We start from the raw sequence: 14290 nt of genomic DNA on the forward strand, positions 1-14290 counted from the left end.
TAGGAAAGGCCGGAAACCCGCTTGTGGGTTCCCGGCCTTTTTAGGATCGATGCGCTGCGAAAGCGGACTTAGAAGATTTCGAACAGGCCGGCGGCGCCGCGCTGAGATCGCGAGGAGCGATCTCAGCCACTCTTAGTGATGGGCGCCGTCCTCCGTCCTGATCGAAATCAGAAGATTTCGAACAGGCCGGCGGCGCCGCGCTGAGATCGCGAAGAGCGATCTCAGCCACTCTTAGTGATGGGCGCCGTCCTCCGTCCTGATCGAAATCAGAAGATTTCGAACAGGCCGGCGGCGCCCATGCCACCGCCGATGCACATGGTCACCACGCCCAGCTTGGCCTTGCGGCGCTTGCCTTCCAGCAGCAGGTGGCCCGCGCAGCGGGCGCCGGTCATGCCGAAGGGGTGGCCGATCGCGATCGAGCCGCCATTGACGTTGTACTTCTCCGGATCGATGCCGAGGCGGTCGCGGCTGTAGAGGCACTGCGAGGCGAAGGCCTCGTTCAGTTCCCACAGGTCGATGTCGTCGACCTTGAGGCCGTGGCGTTCCAAGAGGCGCGGTACGGCGAAGACCGGGCCGATGCCCATTTCGTCGGGCTCGCAGCCGGCGATGGCGAAGCCCTTGAACAGGCCCAGCGGCTCCAGGCCGCGCTTGGCGGCTTCCTTGGCTTCCATGACCACCACGGCGGCGGCGCCGTCCGACAGCTGGCTAGCGTTGCCGGCGGTGACGAAGTTGCCCGGACCCTTGACCGGCTCCAGCTTGGCCAGGCCCTCGAGGGTGGTTTCCGGACGGTTGCACTCGTCCTTGGTGACGACGTAGTCGACCAGGCTCTCTTCCTTGGTCTCCTTGTTGACCGCCTTCATCTTGGTGGCCATCGGCACGATCTCGTTGTCGAACAGACCGGCGGCCTGGGCCGCGGCGATGCGCTGCTGGCTGCGCAGCGAATATTCGTCCTGGTACTCGCGGCTGATGTTGTAGCGCTTGGCCACGATGTCGGCGGTGTCGATCATCGCCATCCACAGGGCCGGCTTTTCCTTCATCAGCTTGTCTTCGGTGATGTGGAAGCGGTTCATGTGGCCGCCGCCCTGCACCAGCGAGATCGACTCCACGCCGCCGCCGATGGCGACCGGTGCGCCGTCGTTGCGGATGTAGTTGGCCGCCGTGGCGATGGCCTGAAGGCCCGACGAGCAGAAGCGGTTGACGGTCTGGCCCGAGGTGGTCACCGGCAGGCCGGCCCAGATGGCGGCGTTGCGGGCGACGTTCATGCCCGTGGCGCCTTCGGGGCCGCCGCAGCCCAGCACGACGTCCTCGACTTCCGGGCCGTCGAGACCCGCGCGGCTCACCGCGTGCTGAATCGCGTGGCCGGCCATGGCCGCGCCATGGGTGTTGTTGAAGCCGCCCCGATTGGACTTGGCCAGGCCCGTGCGGGCGTAAGAGACGATAACCGCTTCGCGCATAGAGGCGCACTCCCCGTTAAACGTTAGTTTGAATTGGCCTCACCCTAAACCGGCTTTCCGCGCGGCGAAAGATGACGCTTGCGTCAACGGCAGGTCTATTCTCCGAACCCTTCGCCCGGCTCCATCGGCGCGAGGCGGATCAGTCGCGAGTCCTCGACCGCCGCCGTGCGATGCTGGACAAAGGCGCGGTAGTCCGGATTCGTGACCATGGCCAGGAAGGCGCCGGCGTTCGGATATTCGGCGATGAAGGCCAGGTCCCAGCGCTCGTCGGTCGGTCCGGTGACCACGCCCTCGGGCCGTCCGGCCCAGACCTGGCGACCGCCCAGGCTGGCGAACAGCACGGCGGTGGTGCGGCCGTATTCGCGATAGGCCTCGAGGCCGCTCATGCCCTTGCGGTGGTTGGGATGGCTTTCGGGGTAGTCGGCGACCGCCCTTAGCCGCACGAGGTTGAGCATCTGGATCGGCGTGTCGCGCGGCAGGGCCTTGAACGCGTCGAACTGCTCGCGGGTGGGGTCGATGCTGGACAAGGGTTCCTCCGATGTCGGCGCCTCGGCGCTCTTGTTCTGGCCGCATGGGAGGCCAGAACCGGAACAACGCCAAGCTCAATATCGTGAGGGCGGCGGCTTCGGCGGAGCGCGGACGGCTGTCGCCCGCCTCCTATCGCTTCGGCAGGATGGTCAGGCCGTCGGGCAATTCGTTGCGGTCGTCGGAGCGAGGCGGGACGTGGGCGGCCAGGATGGTTCCGGCGCGGCTCACGGCGGCGACGAAGCCGTCGGCGATCTCGCCGCGCTTGAGGCCCGCGACTAGGTCGGCGACAACCTCGTCCCAGACCGCGTTGGGCGCGGCGGCGTAGATGCCCTCGTCGGCGATGACCTCGACCCGGTGCTCGGCCAGGGCGGCGAAGATCAGCACGCCGGTGCGGTCGCGGGTGACGTGCAGGCCGTGGCCGAGGAACTGCTCCATGGCCGCGCGCTTGACCCGGGCGGCCTTGAGCGAGCCCGGCGTGAGGGCGCGGCGGACGGGGGGGATCGACACCACCAGCGCGACGACGACGAAAACCACCAGCTGCAGGGTGATGTAGGTCGACAGCGCCGACAGGATCGCGCCGTCCAGCGCGGCCTGGTGGCCGATGCTCCAGCCGCCGAACAGGCGGGTCAGCATCTCGGGCCGGAAGCCGGCGAACAAGGCGCCGGCCGGCAGGACCAGGGCCGCGAACGCCGCCCAGGCCAGGGGCGTCTCGCGATAGTCCGACACCTCGGGCGCCAGCACGCAGAAGATCTCGCCGCCGGTGGTCTTCTCGGCCTCGGCCACCGCGTTGGCGATGCGGTCTAGGTCTCGTGGGGTCATGCCCTGGGCCATCTCACCAACTCCCCGAACTGCCGCCGCCGCCGAACGATCCGCCGCCGCCGGAGAAGCCGCCTCCGCCTCCGCCGCCGCTCCAGCCGCCACCGCCTCGACCGCTGTTGTTCAGCGCGCTCAGGATGATCCACGGCAGGGCCGAGCCCAGGCCGCCGCGACCGCGGCGTCCCCGGAACAGGCTGGAGAAGACGAAGATAATGAACAGGAAGATCAGGAAGCCGACGATCGGTGAACCCTTGGCCTTCTGCCGGTCGGGCTGGCTGGCCTCGGCGACACGGGCCTTGGCCTGGTCGGCCGGCAGGCTGAGCTGCTCGACCAGCGCGTCGGTTCCCGCGACGACGCCGCCCTCCATGTCGCCGTCGCGGAACTTCGGCAGGATGACGCTCTGAATGATGACGCTGGACAGGGCGTCGGTCAGCACGGGCTCGAGGCCGTAGCCGACCTCGATCCGCACCTTCCGATCGTTGGGCGCGACCAGCAGGATCACGCCGGTGTTCTTGCCCTTTTCGCCGATGCCCCAGGTCCGGCCCAGCTGGTAGCCGTAGTCCTCGATCGGATAGCCGTCGAGGCTGGGCACGGTGGCCACGACCAACTGGCGGCCGGTCGTGGTCTCGAGGTTTTCCAGCTTGCCCGTCAGGTCCTGCTCGACCTGGGGCGACAGGATCTGGGCGTCGTCGACCACCCGCCCGGTCAGGGGCGGGAACTTCGGTTCGGCGAAGGCGGGGAGGGCGAAGAGCATGGCCACGAGGGCCAGCAGCCACGTCCTCACGCGCGCCCGGACCATGGGCGGGGCGAGTTGCAACCTAGTTGACCTTCGGCGGCGTCGCCGTCGGCGGGCTGGAGAAGTCCACCGTCGGGGCGCTCTGGGCCGAGGCCGTGGCCTGGAACAGCTGGGCCGGCTTCTGGCCGCTATAGACGGTCTTGGCCCACAGCACGCTGGGGAAGGTGCGCAGCGTGGTGTTGTAGGTCTGGGCGGCGCTGTTGTAGTCGCGGCGCGCGATCGTGATGCGGTTCTCGGTGCCTTCCAGCTGGCTCTGCAGGGCCAGGAAGTTCTGGTTCGACTTCAGGTCGGGATACTGTTCCTGGATGACCATCAGTCGGCCCAGCACGCCCGACAGCTTGTCCTGGGCCGCGGCGTATTGCTGGAACTGGGCCGGGTCAGTGATGGTCGAGGCGTCGACCTTGACCTGGGTGGCGCTGGCGCGGGCTTCGGTGACCTCGACCAGCACGCTCTTTTCCTGGGCCGCGTAGCCCTTCACCGTGGCGACCAGGTTCGGCACCAGGTCGGCGCGACGCTGGTACTGGTTCTGCACCTCGGCCCAGGCGGCCTTGGTGGCCTCGTCCTGGGTGGGGATGGTGTTGATCCCGCAGCCGGCCAGCGTCGCGGGAATGGCGACGATCAGGGCGACGCGCGCGGCGTAACGGACGAGACGGTTCATGGAGCCTCCTGCGCGAACACGTATGTTCGCGTATCGCGGTTAGATAGCGCGTCCATTGATACACGTCAGGTCGCGACGGGTTAAACCTTATCCATGTCCGCCCGTTCCTGGGCGAAGGCCTGTTTGCGCGGACCCATATAGCCGAACAGCCAGGCGGCCACCTTGCGCATCTGGATCTCCTCGCTGCCTTCGGTGATCCGGTAGCGGCGGTGGTGGCGATAGATGTGCTCGAACGGTTTGTGGCGCGAGTAGCCGATCCCGCCGTGGATCTGCATGGCCCGGTCGGCGGCCTCGCAGCACAGGCGGTTGGCCCAGTAGTTACACATCGAGACCTTGTCGGAGAGGCGCTTTTCGACCTCCGGCTTGGTCATTTGGTCCATCTCCCAGGCGGTCTTGCGGATCAGCAGGCGCAGCATCTCGGCCTGGGTCGAGAGCTCGACGATCGGGAACTGGATGGCCTGGTTCTCGGCCAGGGCCTTGCCGAACGGCTTGCGCGCGCGCGCGTACTTGATGCTCTCTTCTATGCAGTAGGTCGCCGCGCCCAGGCTGGAGGCCGCCTGGCGGATGCGGTTCTCGTGCACGAAGTGCTGGGCCAGGGCCAGGCCGCCGCCCTCGGGCCCGAACATCGCCGACTCCGGGACCCAGACGTCGGTGAAGCTGACGCGCGGGTGGTCGGTCGGCATGTTGAAGGTCCAGAGGTACTCCTCGATCTTCACGCCGGGCGCGTGGGCCGGGACCAGGAAGGCGGTGATCCCGCGGGCGTCGCCATCCTCGCCGGAGGTGCGCGCGAACAGGCAGCAGTGGGTGGCCGCGTGCATGCCCGTGGTCCACATCTTCTCGCCGTCGATCCGCCAGCCGGCCTCGCCATGGCGTTCCTCGCGCACGGCCTGGGTCTCCATGAAGGTGGCGTCCGAGCCGTGCTCGGGCTCCGTCAGGCCGAAGGTCGGGCGGAAGGCGCCCTTGTCGAGCATGTCGGTGATCAGGGACTGCTGGTCGGGCCGGCCGAAGTCGCGGATCATCAGCACGAACGGATTGTTGCCGACGATCGAGTGCTCGTTCTGCAGATCGTTGAACAGCCCCAGGCCCTTGCTGGCCAGATGCTCGCGGATCACGGCCATCCAGAGGTTGGAGCCGTCCTGGCCGCCATAGGCCTTCGGAAGGGCGAAGCGGTAGTGGCCGGCCTGGTCGGCCAGCTTGCGGGCCTTGGCCAGCAGTTCCTCCCACTCGTGCCGAGGCAGGCCGCCCATGTCCCAGTCGGTGCGGGCCCATTCACGGCGGTGGTCGAAGAACCGGTCGTTGTCGTCGCGCGCCTGCAGGGGCGCGATCTCCCTGTCGATGAAGGCGTCGAGCTCGCCCAGATAGGCGGTCAGCTCCGGGGGCAGTTGGAAGTCCATGGCGAAGCCTCCCTAACCTGCGCTTCCTGGCGCGCATCTTGTGATTAGGGAGACTAAGCTCGGCGAGCGGCCGCGGCCAACCATGCCCCTGCGGAACGAGGTTTTAACCGGTCCTTGACCAGGGCGAGCCTAGGGTGTCGCCATGATCACCATGGCCGCCTTCGCGATCATTGGGGCCGCGCTCGGGCTGTTCGTCCGGCCGCGCTGGCTGGGCGTGCTGCTGCCGATCGTCCTGGCCGTGCTCGTCGAGGGCGGGGTCTACTGGGCCATCGAGGTCATGGAGCGCCAGCCGAACCGCGAGGTGCTGATCATGCGCCTGCAGGCGATCTTCGGCGAGGACTGGATCGGCATGAGCGGCCCGATCGCGGCCGCCGTGATCGGCGCGGTCATGTCCGCCCTGCTCGGCGCCTTCACCGAGCCCAAGCCGGTCGCGCCGGTGCTCAGCGCCGAGGGCATTCAACGCCGCGCCGGCAAGGACGGCCGCTATGCCCGCGCCCAAGGCATGGTCGAGGAGCGCGCCATCCACGCCCAGGCCGAGAGCCGGATCGACCAGATTCTGGGGCTGTAGGGCGAGCGCCCTTTCACCGTTTCCGCGCGGCCTTCGCCGCGATCGATCCGAAATCCCCGTTTTCTGAAAATGCGAGGCGCGTGCGAATTTCCGCTTGCGCAATTTCTTATCACTGATATCTAAGCGATGCTTAGTTCGGATCCGAAGCACCGGTGGGGATACCGGTGCGGCCATGCCTAGATAGGGTGGCCCCAAGGAATTGGCAGGGTCCGGGCGGCCAGTACCGCTTTTCACCGATCAACGATCTGACCGCAACTTCCCCGATACCGGAGGGCTTTCCAATGAAGCTCCGTTCCCTGGCGGCCGCGGCCGCCCTCTCCATGCTCGCCACCTCGGCCTTCGCCGACGGTCGCATCGCCGCCGCCCTGGACGTTCCCGTGGCCGCCAAGACCAAGGTCGTCGCCGGCGGGGCCGTCTTCGTCTGCGAGGGCGCCGAGTGTGTCTCGGCCCAAGCCCCCTCGCGGGCTCTCACCGCGGTCGCCTGCAAGGCGCTCGCCAAGGAAGTGGGTCGCGTCTCGGCCTTCGGCGGCGAAGCCAAGTCGCTGGACGCCGACGATCTGACCCGCTGCAACGCCTCGGCCAAGGGTGGTTCGTCCCTGGCCTCGGCTAAGTAGGAACACGTACCGCGCTTTACCTGAGTACCAGACGCGTTGTGGGTCGCCGTTTCTCCGGCCCGGTCTGGCTGTTTCCTCGAGCATTCGCCTTCAAGGGCGGCGGAAACCTTCCGCCGCCCCTTTTCTTTTTCGGACCAGTGATTAGTTGACGCTGATGGACATGAGCTTGGCCGCCCAGCTGGAAACCGTTCTGCGCAAGGCCGCGGGCGAGGGAACGGCCCTGGCCTCGATGACCGTGGACTATGCCGGAGGCGGCGTCGAAGAGGGTCTGGAGCCCAAGGCCTGGATCGAACGGGGCACCCGCAGTCTGGTCTTCGCCCAGGGCGAATTGCGCCGTCCGGACGGCGCTCTGGCGGCTTCCGCCTCGGCCGTGTTCCGCCGCGCCGCGGACTGAACGGCTAACCAGCCTCGCCCCTTTGGTTGCGACTGCGAAAGGCCCGTGTTATCAGGCGCGCGGCTTCGGACAGGGCGGCGCGGACGCGTCGGCCGTCCATGTGCTTTTTATAAGCATGCTCAAGCCTTTAAGCCGCGATAAGGGTTAACCTTCTTGTTCGCGGCCATTTACAACGCACCGGGCGGATACCAAGTGGCGGACGAAACCAAGGCGACGGATGCGGGTCAGCGCTATGCGCAGTCCCTCTTCGAACTGACGATCGAGAACGGCTCCCTGCAGAAGGTCGAGGCCGACCTGAAGAGCCTGAAGGCCATGGTGGGCGACAGCGCCGACCTGCGCCGCCTGATCGCCTCGCCGGCCTTCTCCGCCGAGGACAAGGGCAAGGGCCTGTCCGCCGTCGCCAAGAAGGCCGGCTTCCAGCCGCTGACCATCAAGTTCCTGGGTCTCGTCGCCGCCAACGGTCGCGCTGGCGATCTGATGGGCGCGATCACCGCCTTCACCGAGCTGTCGGCCAAGCACCGCGGCGTCGTCACCGCCGAGGTCGTCTCGGCCGCCGCCCTGTCGCCCGCCCAGCTGAAGGGCGTGCAAGCCGCCCTGGCCGGGGCGCTCGGCAAGACCCCCGAAGTTTCCACGCGCGTCGATCCGTCCCTGCTGGGCGGCCTGAAGGTGCGCGTCGGTTCGCGTCTCTTCGATGCTTCGCTCCGTTCGAAGCTCGATTCCCTGAAATTCGCCCTGAAGCGCGCCTGAGCGTATAAGCGCGCCCTAAAAAATTAGATCGCAGAGAGCCCAGAAGACCATGGACATCCGCGCCGCCGAGATTTCGGCCATCCTCAAGTCGCAGATCGCCAACTTCGGCGAAGAAGCCGCCGTTTCCGACGTCGGCCAGGTGCTGTCCGTCGGTGACGGCATCGCCCGCATCTACGGCCTGGACAACGTCCAGGCCGGTGAAATGCTGGAATTCCCGAAGGCCGGCGTGAAGGGCATGGCCCTGAACCTCGAGCGCGACAATGTCGGCGCTGTGATCTTCGGCCAGGACCAGGAAATCAAGGAAGGCGACGAAGTCCGTCGCCTTGGCGAGATCGTCGACGTGCCGGTCGGCCGTGGCCTGCTGGGCCGCGTCGTCAACCCGCTGGGCGAGCCGATCGACGGCAAGGGCCCGATCCAATACACCGAGCGTCGCCGCGTCGACGTGAAGGCCCCGGGCATCATCCCGCGGAAGTCGGTGCACGAGCCCGTGCAGACCGGCCTGAAGTCGATCGACACCCTGATCCCGGTCGGTCGCGGCCAGCGCGAACTGATCATCGGTGACCGTCAGACCGGCAAGACCGCCGTCGCCATCGACACCATTCTGAACCAGAAGGCCGTGAACGCCGGCAAGGACGAGAGCGCCAAGCTCTACTGCGTCTACGTCGCCATCGGCCAGAAGCGCTCGACCGTCGCCCAGATCGTCAAGACCCTGGAAGAGCACGGCGCTCTGGAATACACGACCGTCGTCGTCGCCTCGGCCTCGGAGCCGGCCCCGCTGCAGTACCTGGCCCCGTTCTCGGGTTGCGCCATGGGCGAGTGGTTCCGCGACAACGGCCTGCACGGCCTGATCATCTATGACGACCTGTCCAAGCAAGCCGTCGCCTACCGTCAGATGTCGCTGCTGCTGCGCCGCCCGCCGGGCCGCGAAGCCTATCCGGGCGACGTCTTCTACCTGCACTCGCGCCTGCTGGAACGCGCCGCGAAGCTGAACGAAGACAACGGTTCGGGCTCGCTGACGGCGCTGCCGATCATCGAAACCCAGGCCAACGACGTGTCGGCCTACATCCCGACCAACGTGATCTCGATCACCGACGGCCAGATCTTCCTGGAAACCGACCTGTTCTACCAGGGCATCCGCCCGGCCGTGAACGTCGGCATCTCGGTGTCGCGCGTCGGTTCGTCGGCCCAGATCAAGGCGATGAAGCAGGTCGCCGGCCCGATCAAGGGCGAGCTGGCCCAGTATCGTGAAATGGCCGCCTTCGCGAAGTTCGGTTCGGACCTGGACGCCTCGACCCAGAAGATGCTGGCCCGCGGCGAACGCCTGACCGAGCTGCTGAAGCAGCCGCAATACGCCCCGCAGGCGGTGGAAGAGCAGGTCTGCGTGATCTACGCCGGCACGCGCGGCTATCTGGACAAGATCCCGACCTCGGCCGTCCGCCGTTTCGAGACCGAGCTCCTGGCCCGTCTGCACAGCCAGCACGCCGATCTGCTGGAAGGCATCCGCACCAAGAAGGCCCTCGACAAGGACCTGGAGAACACGCTGAAGAGCGCGCTCGACAGCTTCTCGGCGACCTTCGCCTAAGAGGCCGCAGATGGCTGACGCCCCCAAGACCCTGGACGCGTGGTCCGGCGAGTTCGGAGACCGCTATACCGAGCGGAATTCCGTGACCGTCGACGCCGTGCGCGGCCGGGCAAGGGCTTGGGGGCAAGTGCTGCCGCGTCTGGTCGGCGATCCGCCCAAGAGCATCCTGGAAGTCGGTCCGAACGTCGGGCTGAACCTGCGGGGTCTCCAGGCGATCACCGACGCCGAGCTGTGGGGCATCGAGCCCAATGGCGTGGCCCGCAAGCAGATCCTCGAGGATGGCGTCCTGCCGCCCGAGCGTCTGTTCGAGGGCTTCGGGCACAGCATCCCGCTGGCGGATGGCGCGGTCGACATGGCGTTCACCTCGGGCGTTCTGATCCATGTGGATCCGACCCAGCTCGAGGCGACGATGCGCGAGATTCATCGCGTTTCGGCCAAGTACGTCCTCTGCGCCGAGTATTTTTCGCCGAAGGCGGAAACGATTATGTACCGAGGCGAGACGGATCTTCTGTTTAAGAACGATTTCGGCTCGCTCTATTTGGATCTGTTCCCGGATCTGGTGCTGGTTGATTACGGATTCTTCTGGAGAAGAACGACCGTGATGGACGACACCACCTGGTGGCTGTTTAGGAAGGTCTGATAGGCGGATGGCAAGCCTAAAGGAAATGCGCAATCGGATCTCGAGCGTGAAAGCCACGCAGAAGATCACGAAAGCGATGCAGATGGTGGCGGCGGCCAAGCTGCGCCGGAGCCAGGACGCGGCGGAATCCGCGCGTCCCTATGCTCGGCGTCTGGCGAGCGTGATCGCCAACCTGGCCTCGGGCGTGTCCGGCGACGGCGCGCCGAAGATGCTGGCCGGCACGGGCCGCGACGAGCGACACCTCGTCGTCGTCGCCGCCGCCGACCGGGGCCTGGCGGGCGGCTTCACCTCGTCGATCGTCCGCGCCGCGCGGGTCCACATCGACAGCCTGATCGCACAAGGCAAGACGGTGCAGATCATCTGCGTCGGCAAGAAGGTGACGGCCCAGCTCACTCGCCCCTACGCAGGCAAGATCGTCGAGACCTTCGACCTGTCGGCCTATCGCCAGCTGACGCTGTCGGTGGCCCAGCCGATCGCCGACACCGTCACCCGCCTGTATGAAGCGGGCGAGACCGACGTGGTCACCCTGTTCTACAGCCGCTTCAAGTCGGTGGTGCAGCAGATCCCGACCGGCCTGCAGCTGATCCCGGCCACCGTCGAGGGCGTCGAAGCCCCGACCGGTCCGGCGGCGGTCTACGAATACGAGCCCTCGGAAGAGGCCATCCTCGAGACCCTGCTGCCGCGCAACCTGACGGTCCAGATCCTGTCGGCCCTGCTGGACAACATGGCCGGCTTCTACGCCAGCCAGATGACCGCCATGGACAACGCCACGCGCAACGCCGGCGATATGATCAAGCGCTACACCCTCGAATATAACCGCTCCCGCCAGGCCCAGATCACCAAGGAGCTGATCGAGATCATCTCCGGCGCCGAAGCCGTCTGATCTAGCCTAACGACACAAGCACGCAGAGACCGAAAGACCGCAAGCCATGGCCAAGACCCCGACCGAAAAGCCGGCTACCGCCGCCGCCAAGAAGCCCGCCGCCCCCAAGGCCGCCGCCGCGCCGAAGGCCGCCGCGACCAAGGCTCCCGCCGCCGCCGCTAAGGCTCCGGCCGCCGCCAGGAAGCCGGCCGCTCCTAAGGCCGCCGCCGCGCCGAAGGCTCCGACCGCCAACCTGGCCGGCGCCACCGGCCGTCTGGTGCAGATCATCGGCGCCGTCGTCGACATCGAGTTCGACGGCGCCCTGCCGGCGATCCTGAACGCCGTCGAGACTGTCAACGAGGCCACCGGCCAGCGCCTGGTGTTCGAAGTCGCCCAGCACCTGGGCCAGAACACCGTCCGCGCCATCGCCATGGACGCCACCGAGGGCCTGGTTCGCGGCCAACCGGTGCGCGACACGGGTGAAGCCATCCGCGTTCCGGTCGGTCCGGGCACCCTGGGCCGCATCATGAACGTCATCGGCGAGCCGATCGACGAGCAGGGCCCGATCCGGTCGGACATCAGCCGCACGATCCACCGCGACGCTCCGACCTTCGCCGAGCAGACCAACACCGCCGAAGTGCTGGTCACGGGCATCAAGGTCATCGACCTGATGTGCCCCTACACCAAGGGCGGCAAGATCGGCCTGTTCGGCGGCGCCGGCGTCGGCAAGACCGTGACGATGCAGGAACTGATCAACAACATCGCCAAGGCTTACGGCGGTTACTCGGTTCTGGCCGGCGTGGGCGAACGCACCCGCGAAGGTAACGACCTCTATCACGAGATGATCGAGTCGAACGTCAACGTCGACCCGAAGGCCAACAACGGCTCGACCGAAGGCAGCCGCTGCGCCCTGGTCTACGGCCAGATGAACGAACCCCCGGGCGCCCGCGCCCGCGTCGCCCTGACCGGCCTGTCGATCGCGGAATACTTCCGCGACGAGGAAGGCAAGGACGTGCTGCTGTTCGTCGACAACATCTTCCGCTTCACCCAGGCCGGCGCCGAAGTGTCGGCTCTGCTGGGCCGCATCCCCTCGGCCGTGGGCTATCAGCCCACCCTGGCCACCGAGATGGGCAACCTGCAGGAGCGCATCACCTCGACGAACAAGGGCTCGATCACCTCGGTCCAGGCCATCTACGTCCCCGCCGACGACCTGACCGACCCGGCTCCGGCCACCTCGTTCGCCCACTTGGACGCCACCACCGTTCTGTCGCGTGACATCGCGGCCCAGGCCATCTTCCCGGCCGTGGACCCGCTGGACTCGACCTCGCGGATCATGGACCCGCTGGTCATCGGCGAGGAGCACTACACGGTCGCCCGTCGCGTCCAGGAAGTGCTGCAGCAGTACAAGGCCCTGAAGGACATCATCGCCATCCTGGGCATGGACGAGCTGTCGGAAGAGGACAAGCTGGTCGTGTCGCGCGCCCGCAAGATCTCGCGCTTCCTGTCGCAGCCCTTCCACGTGGCCGAGCAGTTCACCAACACGCCGGGCGCCTTCGTCCAGCTGAAGGACACCATCCGCTCGTTCAAGGGCATCGTGGACGGCGAATACGACCACCTGCCGGAAGGCGCCTTCTACATGGTCGGCCCGATCGAGGAAGCCGTGGCCAAGGCCGAAAAGATGGCGGCCGAAGCCTGATGACCGAAGACACGGAACTGGCCGGTTTCTGCTGCGAGGAGCTGGCGGAGGCGGTGTCTCCGGACACCTCCGCCGGTCTCATCGAGCATGACAGCGGCCTGATCCTGCTGAACCTCGGCGAGCGGGAAGAAGAGGGCGAGACCGGCCTGATGCTGGCCACGATCCACTTCTGCCCGTTCTGCGGGACCGAAATCCAGACCGACGAGGATATCGAGGCCGCTCTTGGCGGTGTCGAGGAGACCTTCAACTGATGGCCAAACTGCACTTTTCCCTGGTCGCGCCCGAGCGCGAACTGTTCTCCGGCGACGTGGACATGGTCCAGGCTCCGGGCGCGGAAGGCGACTTCGGCGTCCTGGCCAACCACGCCCCGTTCATGACCACCCTGCGCGAAGGCAAGGTGACCGTGAAGGACGGCGCGACGACCAAGGTGTTCGACATCCAGGGCGGCTTCGCCGATGTCGGTCCGGAAGGCTTGACGATCCTGGCCGAGCACGCCGTCGAAGCGGCCTGACGCCAAGCGCGATAGCCGAAAGTGGATACCGGTTTCGGCGGCCATCGTGCGGCAAAAAGGGTTTCGCCCACGCGCTTTGAAACGCCCTCGGTCCCCCGGATCGGGGGCGTTTTCGCGTGCGGGGCGGCCGTCCATCGCGCCATGCGCGAGAAAATTACACTTGTGGCCCAATCTTGGTCTTAATCCGCACCCATAAGGGTTGCGAGGGACCGCCTGTCGGTTTTAATGCCGACCTCTCGTCTTGTTGGGGATATCCAGCCTATGCGCCTTGCGCTCGTCAGCCTGATCGCCCTCGGCGCGGTCTCGACCGCCGCCGTTGCTCAGGAGCAAACCACCGCTCCCGCCGCCACGCCCGCTCCGGCTCCGGCCGCCGCGCCGGCCCCGGCCCCGGCCGATCAGGCCGCTCCCGCCGCCGCTCCGGCTGATCAAGCCGCGCCGCCCGTCGCCGCGACCGCCGCTGGCGCCGCTCCGGCCGAAACCTATACCGCTCCGGTTCGCGGTCCGCGCACCACCGATCCGCTGTCGGTCCGCCTGATGGACGTGCTGGACAGGGTCTGCAAGCCATCGGTGGCTGGCGGCGATTTCGCCCAGCTGGTCAAGGACTACGGCTTCAAGAAGAAGAAGGAGCAGTGGGTCTTCGCCCTCGAGAAGCCCTACAACATCACCCTGGACAACCCGGGTTCGAACAAGAACGTCTGCACGATCACCATCGACTACGCGCAGACCCCCGAGCAGGCCCAGGAACTGGCCAACGCCCTGCACGACTACGCCACCTGGGAAAACAGCCCGCAGCTGCGCCTGATCCGCAACGACCAGACGGTCGGCAGCGACTTCCGCCGCTTCACCGTGTCGTGGGACGACGCCTGGGCGGGCGGTCACGCCGGTCTGGTGTTCATGCGCCTGAAGAAGCTGGACGAGACCTCGGTCGGCAAGAACTTCGAACGCGCCCAGATCCTCTACAGCACCACCAGCCGCTAAGGCCGGTTGGTTGCCCTCCGGGGCGGCGCGATCTATCTAGGCGAGGCGCGGG

At 66.9% G+C, this 14290-nt stretch carries 17 protein-coding genes and 1 pseudogene; 11 read left to right on the top strand and 7 right to left on the bottom strand.

Annotated features, from left to right (window positions below; translation table 11 throughout):
- Window positions 1-266 precede the first annotated feature (266 nt).
- From EIK80_RS00270 to EIK80_RS00300, 7 genes and pseudogenes are all read right to left on the bottom strand, one after another.
- Window positions 267-1454, bottom strand: a complete 1188-nt coding sequence (locus EIK80_RS00270; protein WP_125154976.1) for an acetyl-CoA C-acyltransferase — start codon at window positions 1452-1454, stop codon at window positions 267-269.
- 95 nt (window positions 1455-1549) lie between these two features.
- Window positions 1550-1981 carry a DUF1330 domain-containing protein gene (locus EIK80_RS00275; RefSeq protein WP_125154977.1) on the bottom strand — a complete coding sequence of 144 codons (432 nt, stop codon included), beginning with the start codon at window positions 1979-1981 and terminating at the stop codon, window positions 1550-1552.
- Window positions 1982-2006: 25 nt separating this feature from the next.
- Window positions 2007-2090: pseudogene (locus EIK80_RS00280) on the bottom strand (CPBP family intramembrane glutamate endopeptidase); the annotation flags it as partial.
- Window positions 2091-2111: 21 nt separating this feature from the next.
- On the bottom strand, window positions 2112-2813 hold the full coding sequence (locus tag EIK80_RS00285; protein WP_125154978.1) for a TPM domain-containing protein: 702 nt from the start codon (window positions 2811-2813) through the stop codon (window positions 2112-2114).
- A gap of 1 nt (window position 2814) precedes the next feature.
- Window positions 2815-3582 carry a YgcG family protein gene (locus EIK80_RS00290; RefSeq protein ID WP_370450156.1) on the bottom strand — a complete coding sequence of 256 codons (768 nt, stop codon included), beginning with the start codon at window positions 3580-3582 and terminating at the stop codon, window positions 2815-2817.
- Between the two features lie 34 nt (window positions 3583-3616).
- Window positions 3617-4252: a LemA family protein gene (locus EIK80_RS00295; RefSeq protein WP_125154979.1), complete on the bottom strand. Its 636-nt coding sequence runs from the start codon at window positions 4250-4252 to the stop codon at window positions 3617-3619.
- Between the two features lie 80 nt (window positions 4253-4332).
- The gene (locus tag EIK80_RS00300; protein WP_125154980.1) at window positions 4333-5646 is read right to left on the bottom strand and encodes an acyl-CoA dehydrogenase family protein; all 1314 of its coding nucleotides are present in this window, start codon (window positions 5644-5646) and stop codon (window positions 4333-4335) included.
- A gap of 151 nt (window positions 5647-5797) precedes the next feature.
- Here EIK80_RS00300 and EIK80_RS00305 point away from each other — a divergent pair, with 151 nt between their 5' ends.
- The 11 genes from EIK80_RS00305 (at window position 5798) to EIK80_RS00355 (ending at window position 14238) form a co-directional block, all read left to right on the top strand.
- Window positions 5798-6214 carry a hypothetical protein gene (locus tag EIK80_RS00305; RefSeq protein WP_125155806.1) on the top strand — a complete coding sequence of 139 codons (417 nt, stop codon included), beginning with the start codon at window positions 5798-5800 and terminating at the stop codon, window positions 6212-6214.
- Window positions 6215-6495: 281 nt separating this feature from the next.
- A complete protein-coding gene (locus EIK80_RS00310) occupies window positions 6496-6828 on the top strand; it encodes a hypothetical protein (protein ID WP_125154981.1) in 333 nt (110 codons plus the stop codon).
- 154 nt (window positions 6829-6982) lie between these two features.
- Window positions 6983-7222 (top strand): hypothetical protein, encoded by a 240-nt coding sequence (locus EIK80_RS00315; RefSeq protein WP_125155807.1) that lies wholly within the window; start codon window positions 6983-6985, stop codon window positions 7220-7222.
- Window positions 7223-7414: 192 nt separating this feature from the next.
- Window positions 7415-7969 (top strand): F0F1 ATP synthase subunit delta, encoded by a 555-nt coding sequence (locus EIK80_RS00320; RefSeq protein ID WP_125154982.1) that lies wholly within the window; start codon window positions 7415-7417, stop codon window positions 7967-7969.
- Window positions 7970-8018: 49 nt separating this feature from the next.
- A complete protein-coding gene (gene atpA, locus EIK80_RS00325; protein WP_125154983.1) occupies window positions 8019-9551 on the top strand; it encodes a F0F1 ATP synthase subunit alpha in 1533 nt (510 codons plus the stop codon).
- 10 nt (window positions 9552-9561) lie between these two features.
- A complete protein-coding gene (locus EIK80_RS00330) occupies window positions 9562-10191 on the top strand; it encodes a pseudaminic acid biosynthesis-associated methylase (protein ID WP_125154984.1) in 630 nt (209 codons plus the stop codon).
- Window positions 10192-10198: 7 nt separating this feature from the next.
- Entirely contained in the window at window positions 10199-11074 is an 876-nt protein-coding gene (locus EIK80_RS00335) for a F0F1 ATP synthase subunit gamma (protein ID WP_125154985.1), read from the top strand.
- A gap of 46 nt (window positions 11075-11120) precedes the next feature.
- Entirely contained in the window at window positions 11121-12749 is a 1629-nt protein-coding gene (gene atpD / locus EIK80_RS00340; protein WP_125154986.1) for a F0F1 ATP synthase subunit beta, read from the top strand.
- A complete protein-coding gene (locus EIK80_RS00345; RefSeq protein ID WP_125154987.1) occupies window positions 12749-13000 on the top strand; it encodes a hypothetical protein in 252 nt (83 codons plus the stop codon). The genes atpD and EIK80_RS00345 overlap by 1 nt, the downstream gene beginning before the upstream one ends.
- Window positions 13000-13260, top strand: coding sequence for an ATP synthase F1 subunit epsilon (locus EIK80_RS00350; protein ID WP_066686484.1), 261 nt, complete (start codon window positions 13000-13002; stop codon window positions 13258-13260). Before EIK80_RS00345 ends, EIK80_RS00350 begins: the two co-directional genes overlap by 1 nt.
- 225 nt (window positions 13261-13485) lie before the next feature.
- The gene (locus EIK80_RS00355; RefSeq protein WP_125154988.1) at window positions 13486-14238 is read left to right on the top strand and encodes a hypothetical protein; all 753 of its coding nucleotides are present in this window, start codon (window positions 13486-13488) and stop codon (window positions 14236-14238) included.
- The last annotated feature ends 52 nt before the right edge of the window (window positions 14239-14290 follow it).

This window comes from Caulobacter sp. 602-1, from assembly GCF_003931565.1.
In the GTDB taxonomy this organism is placed as follows: Bacteria; Pseudomonadota; Alphaproteobacteria; order Caulobacterales; family Caulobacteraceae; genus Caulobacter.

Coding starts and splice junctions, on each gene's coding strand:
- EIK80_RS00270 (WP_125154976.1), bottom strand. CDS start 1,454: ATGCGCGAAGCGGTTATCGTCTCTTACGCCCGCACGGGCCTGGCCAAG.
- EIK80_RS00285 (WP_125154978.1), bottom strand. CDS start 2,813: ATGGCCCAGGGCATGACCCCACGAGACCTAGACCGCATCGCCAACGCG.
- EIK80_RS00295 (WP_125154979.1), bottom strand. CDS start 4,252: ATGAACCGTCTCGTCCGTTACGCCGCGCGCGTCGCCCTGATCGTCGCC.
- EIK80_RS00300 (WP_125154980.1), bottom strand. CDS start 5,646: ATGGACTTCCAACTGCCCCCGGAGCTGACCGCCTATCTGGGCGAGCTC.
- EIK80_RS00305 (WP_125155806.1), top strand. CDS start 5,798: ATGGCCGCCTTCGCGATCATTGGGGCCGCGCTCGGGCTGTTCGTCCGG.
- EIK80_RS00310 (WP_125154981.1), top strand. CDS start 6,496: ATGAAGCTCCGTTCCCTGGCGGCCGCGGCCGCCCTCTCCATGCTCGCC.
- EIK80_RS00315 (WP_125155807.1), top strand. CDS start 6,983: ATGGACATGAGCTTGGCCGCCCAGCTGGAAACCGTTCTGCGCAAGGCC.
- atpA (WP_125154983.1), top strand. CDS start 8,019: ATGGACATCCGCGCCGCCGAGATTTCGGCCATCCTCAAGTCGCAGATC.
- EIK80_RS00330 (WP_125154984.1), top strand. CDS start 9,562: ATGGCTGACGCCCCCAAGACCCTGGACGCGTGGTCCGGCGAGTTCGGA.
- EIK80_RS00335 (WP_125154985.1), top strand. CDS start 10,199: ATGGCAAGCCTAAAGGAAATGCGCAATCGGATCTCGAGCGTGAAAGCC.
- atpD (WP_125154986.1), top strand. CDS start 11,121: ATGGCCAAGACCCCGACCGAAAAGCCGGCTACCGCCGCCGCCAAGAAG.
- EIK80_RS00345 (WP_125154987.1), top strand. CDS start 12,749: ATGACCGAAGACACGGAACTGGCCGGTTTCTGCTGCGAGGAGCTGGCG.
- EIK80_RS00350 (WP_066686484.1), top strand. CDS start 13,000: ATGGCCAAACTGCACTTTTCCCTGGTCGCGCCCGAGCGCGAACTGTTC.
- EIK80_RS00355 (WP_125154988.1), top strand. CDS start 13,486: ATGCCGACCTCTCGTCTTGTTGGGGATATCCAGCCTATGCGCCTTGCG.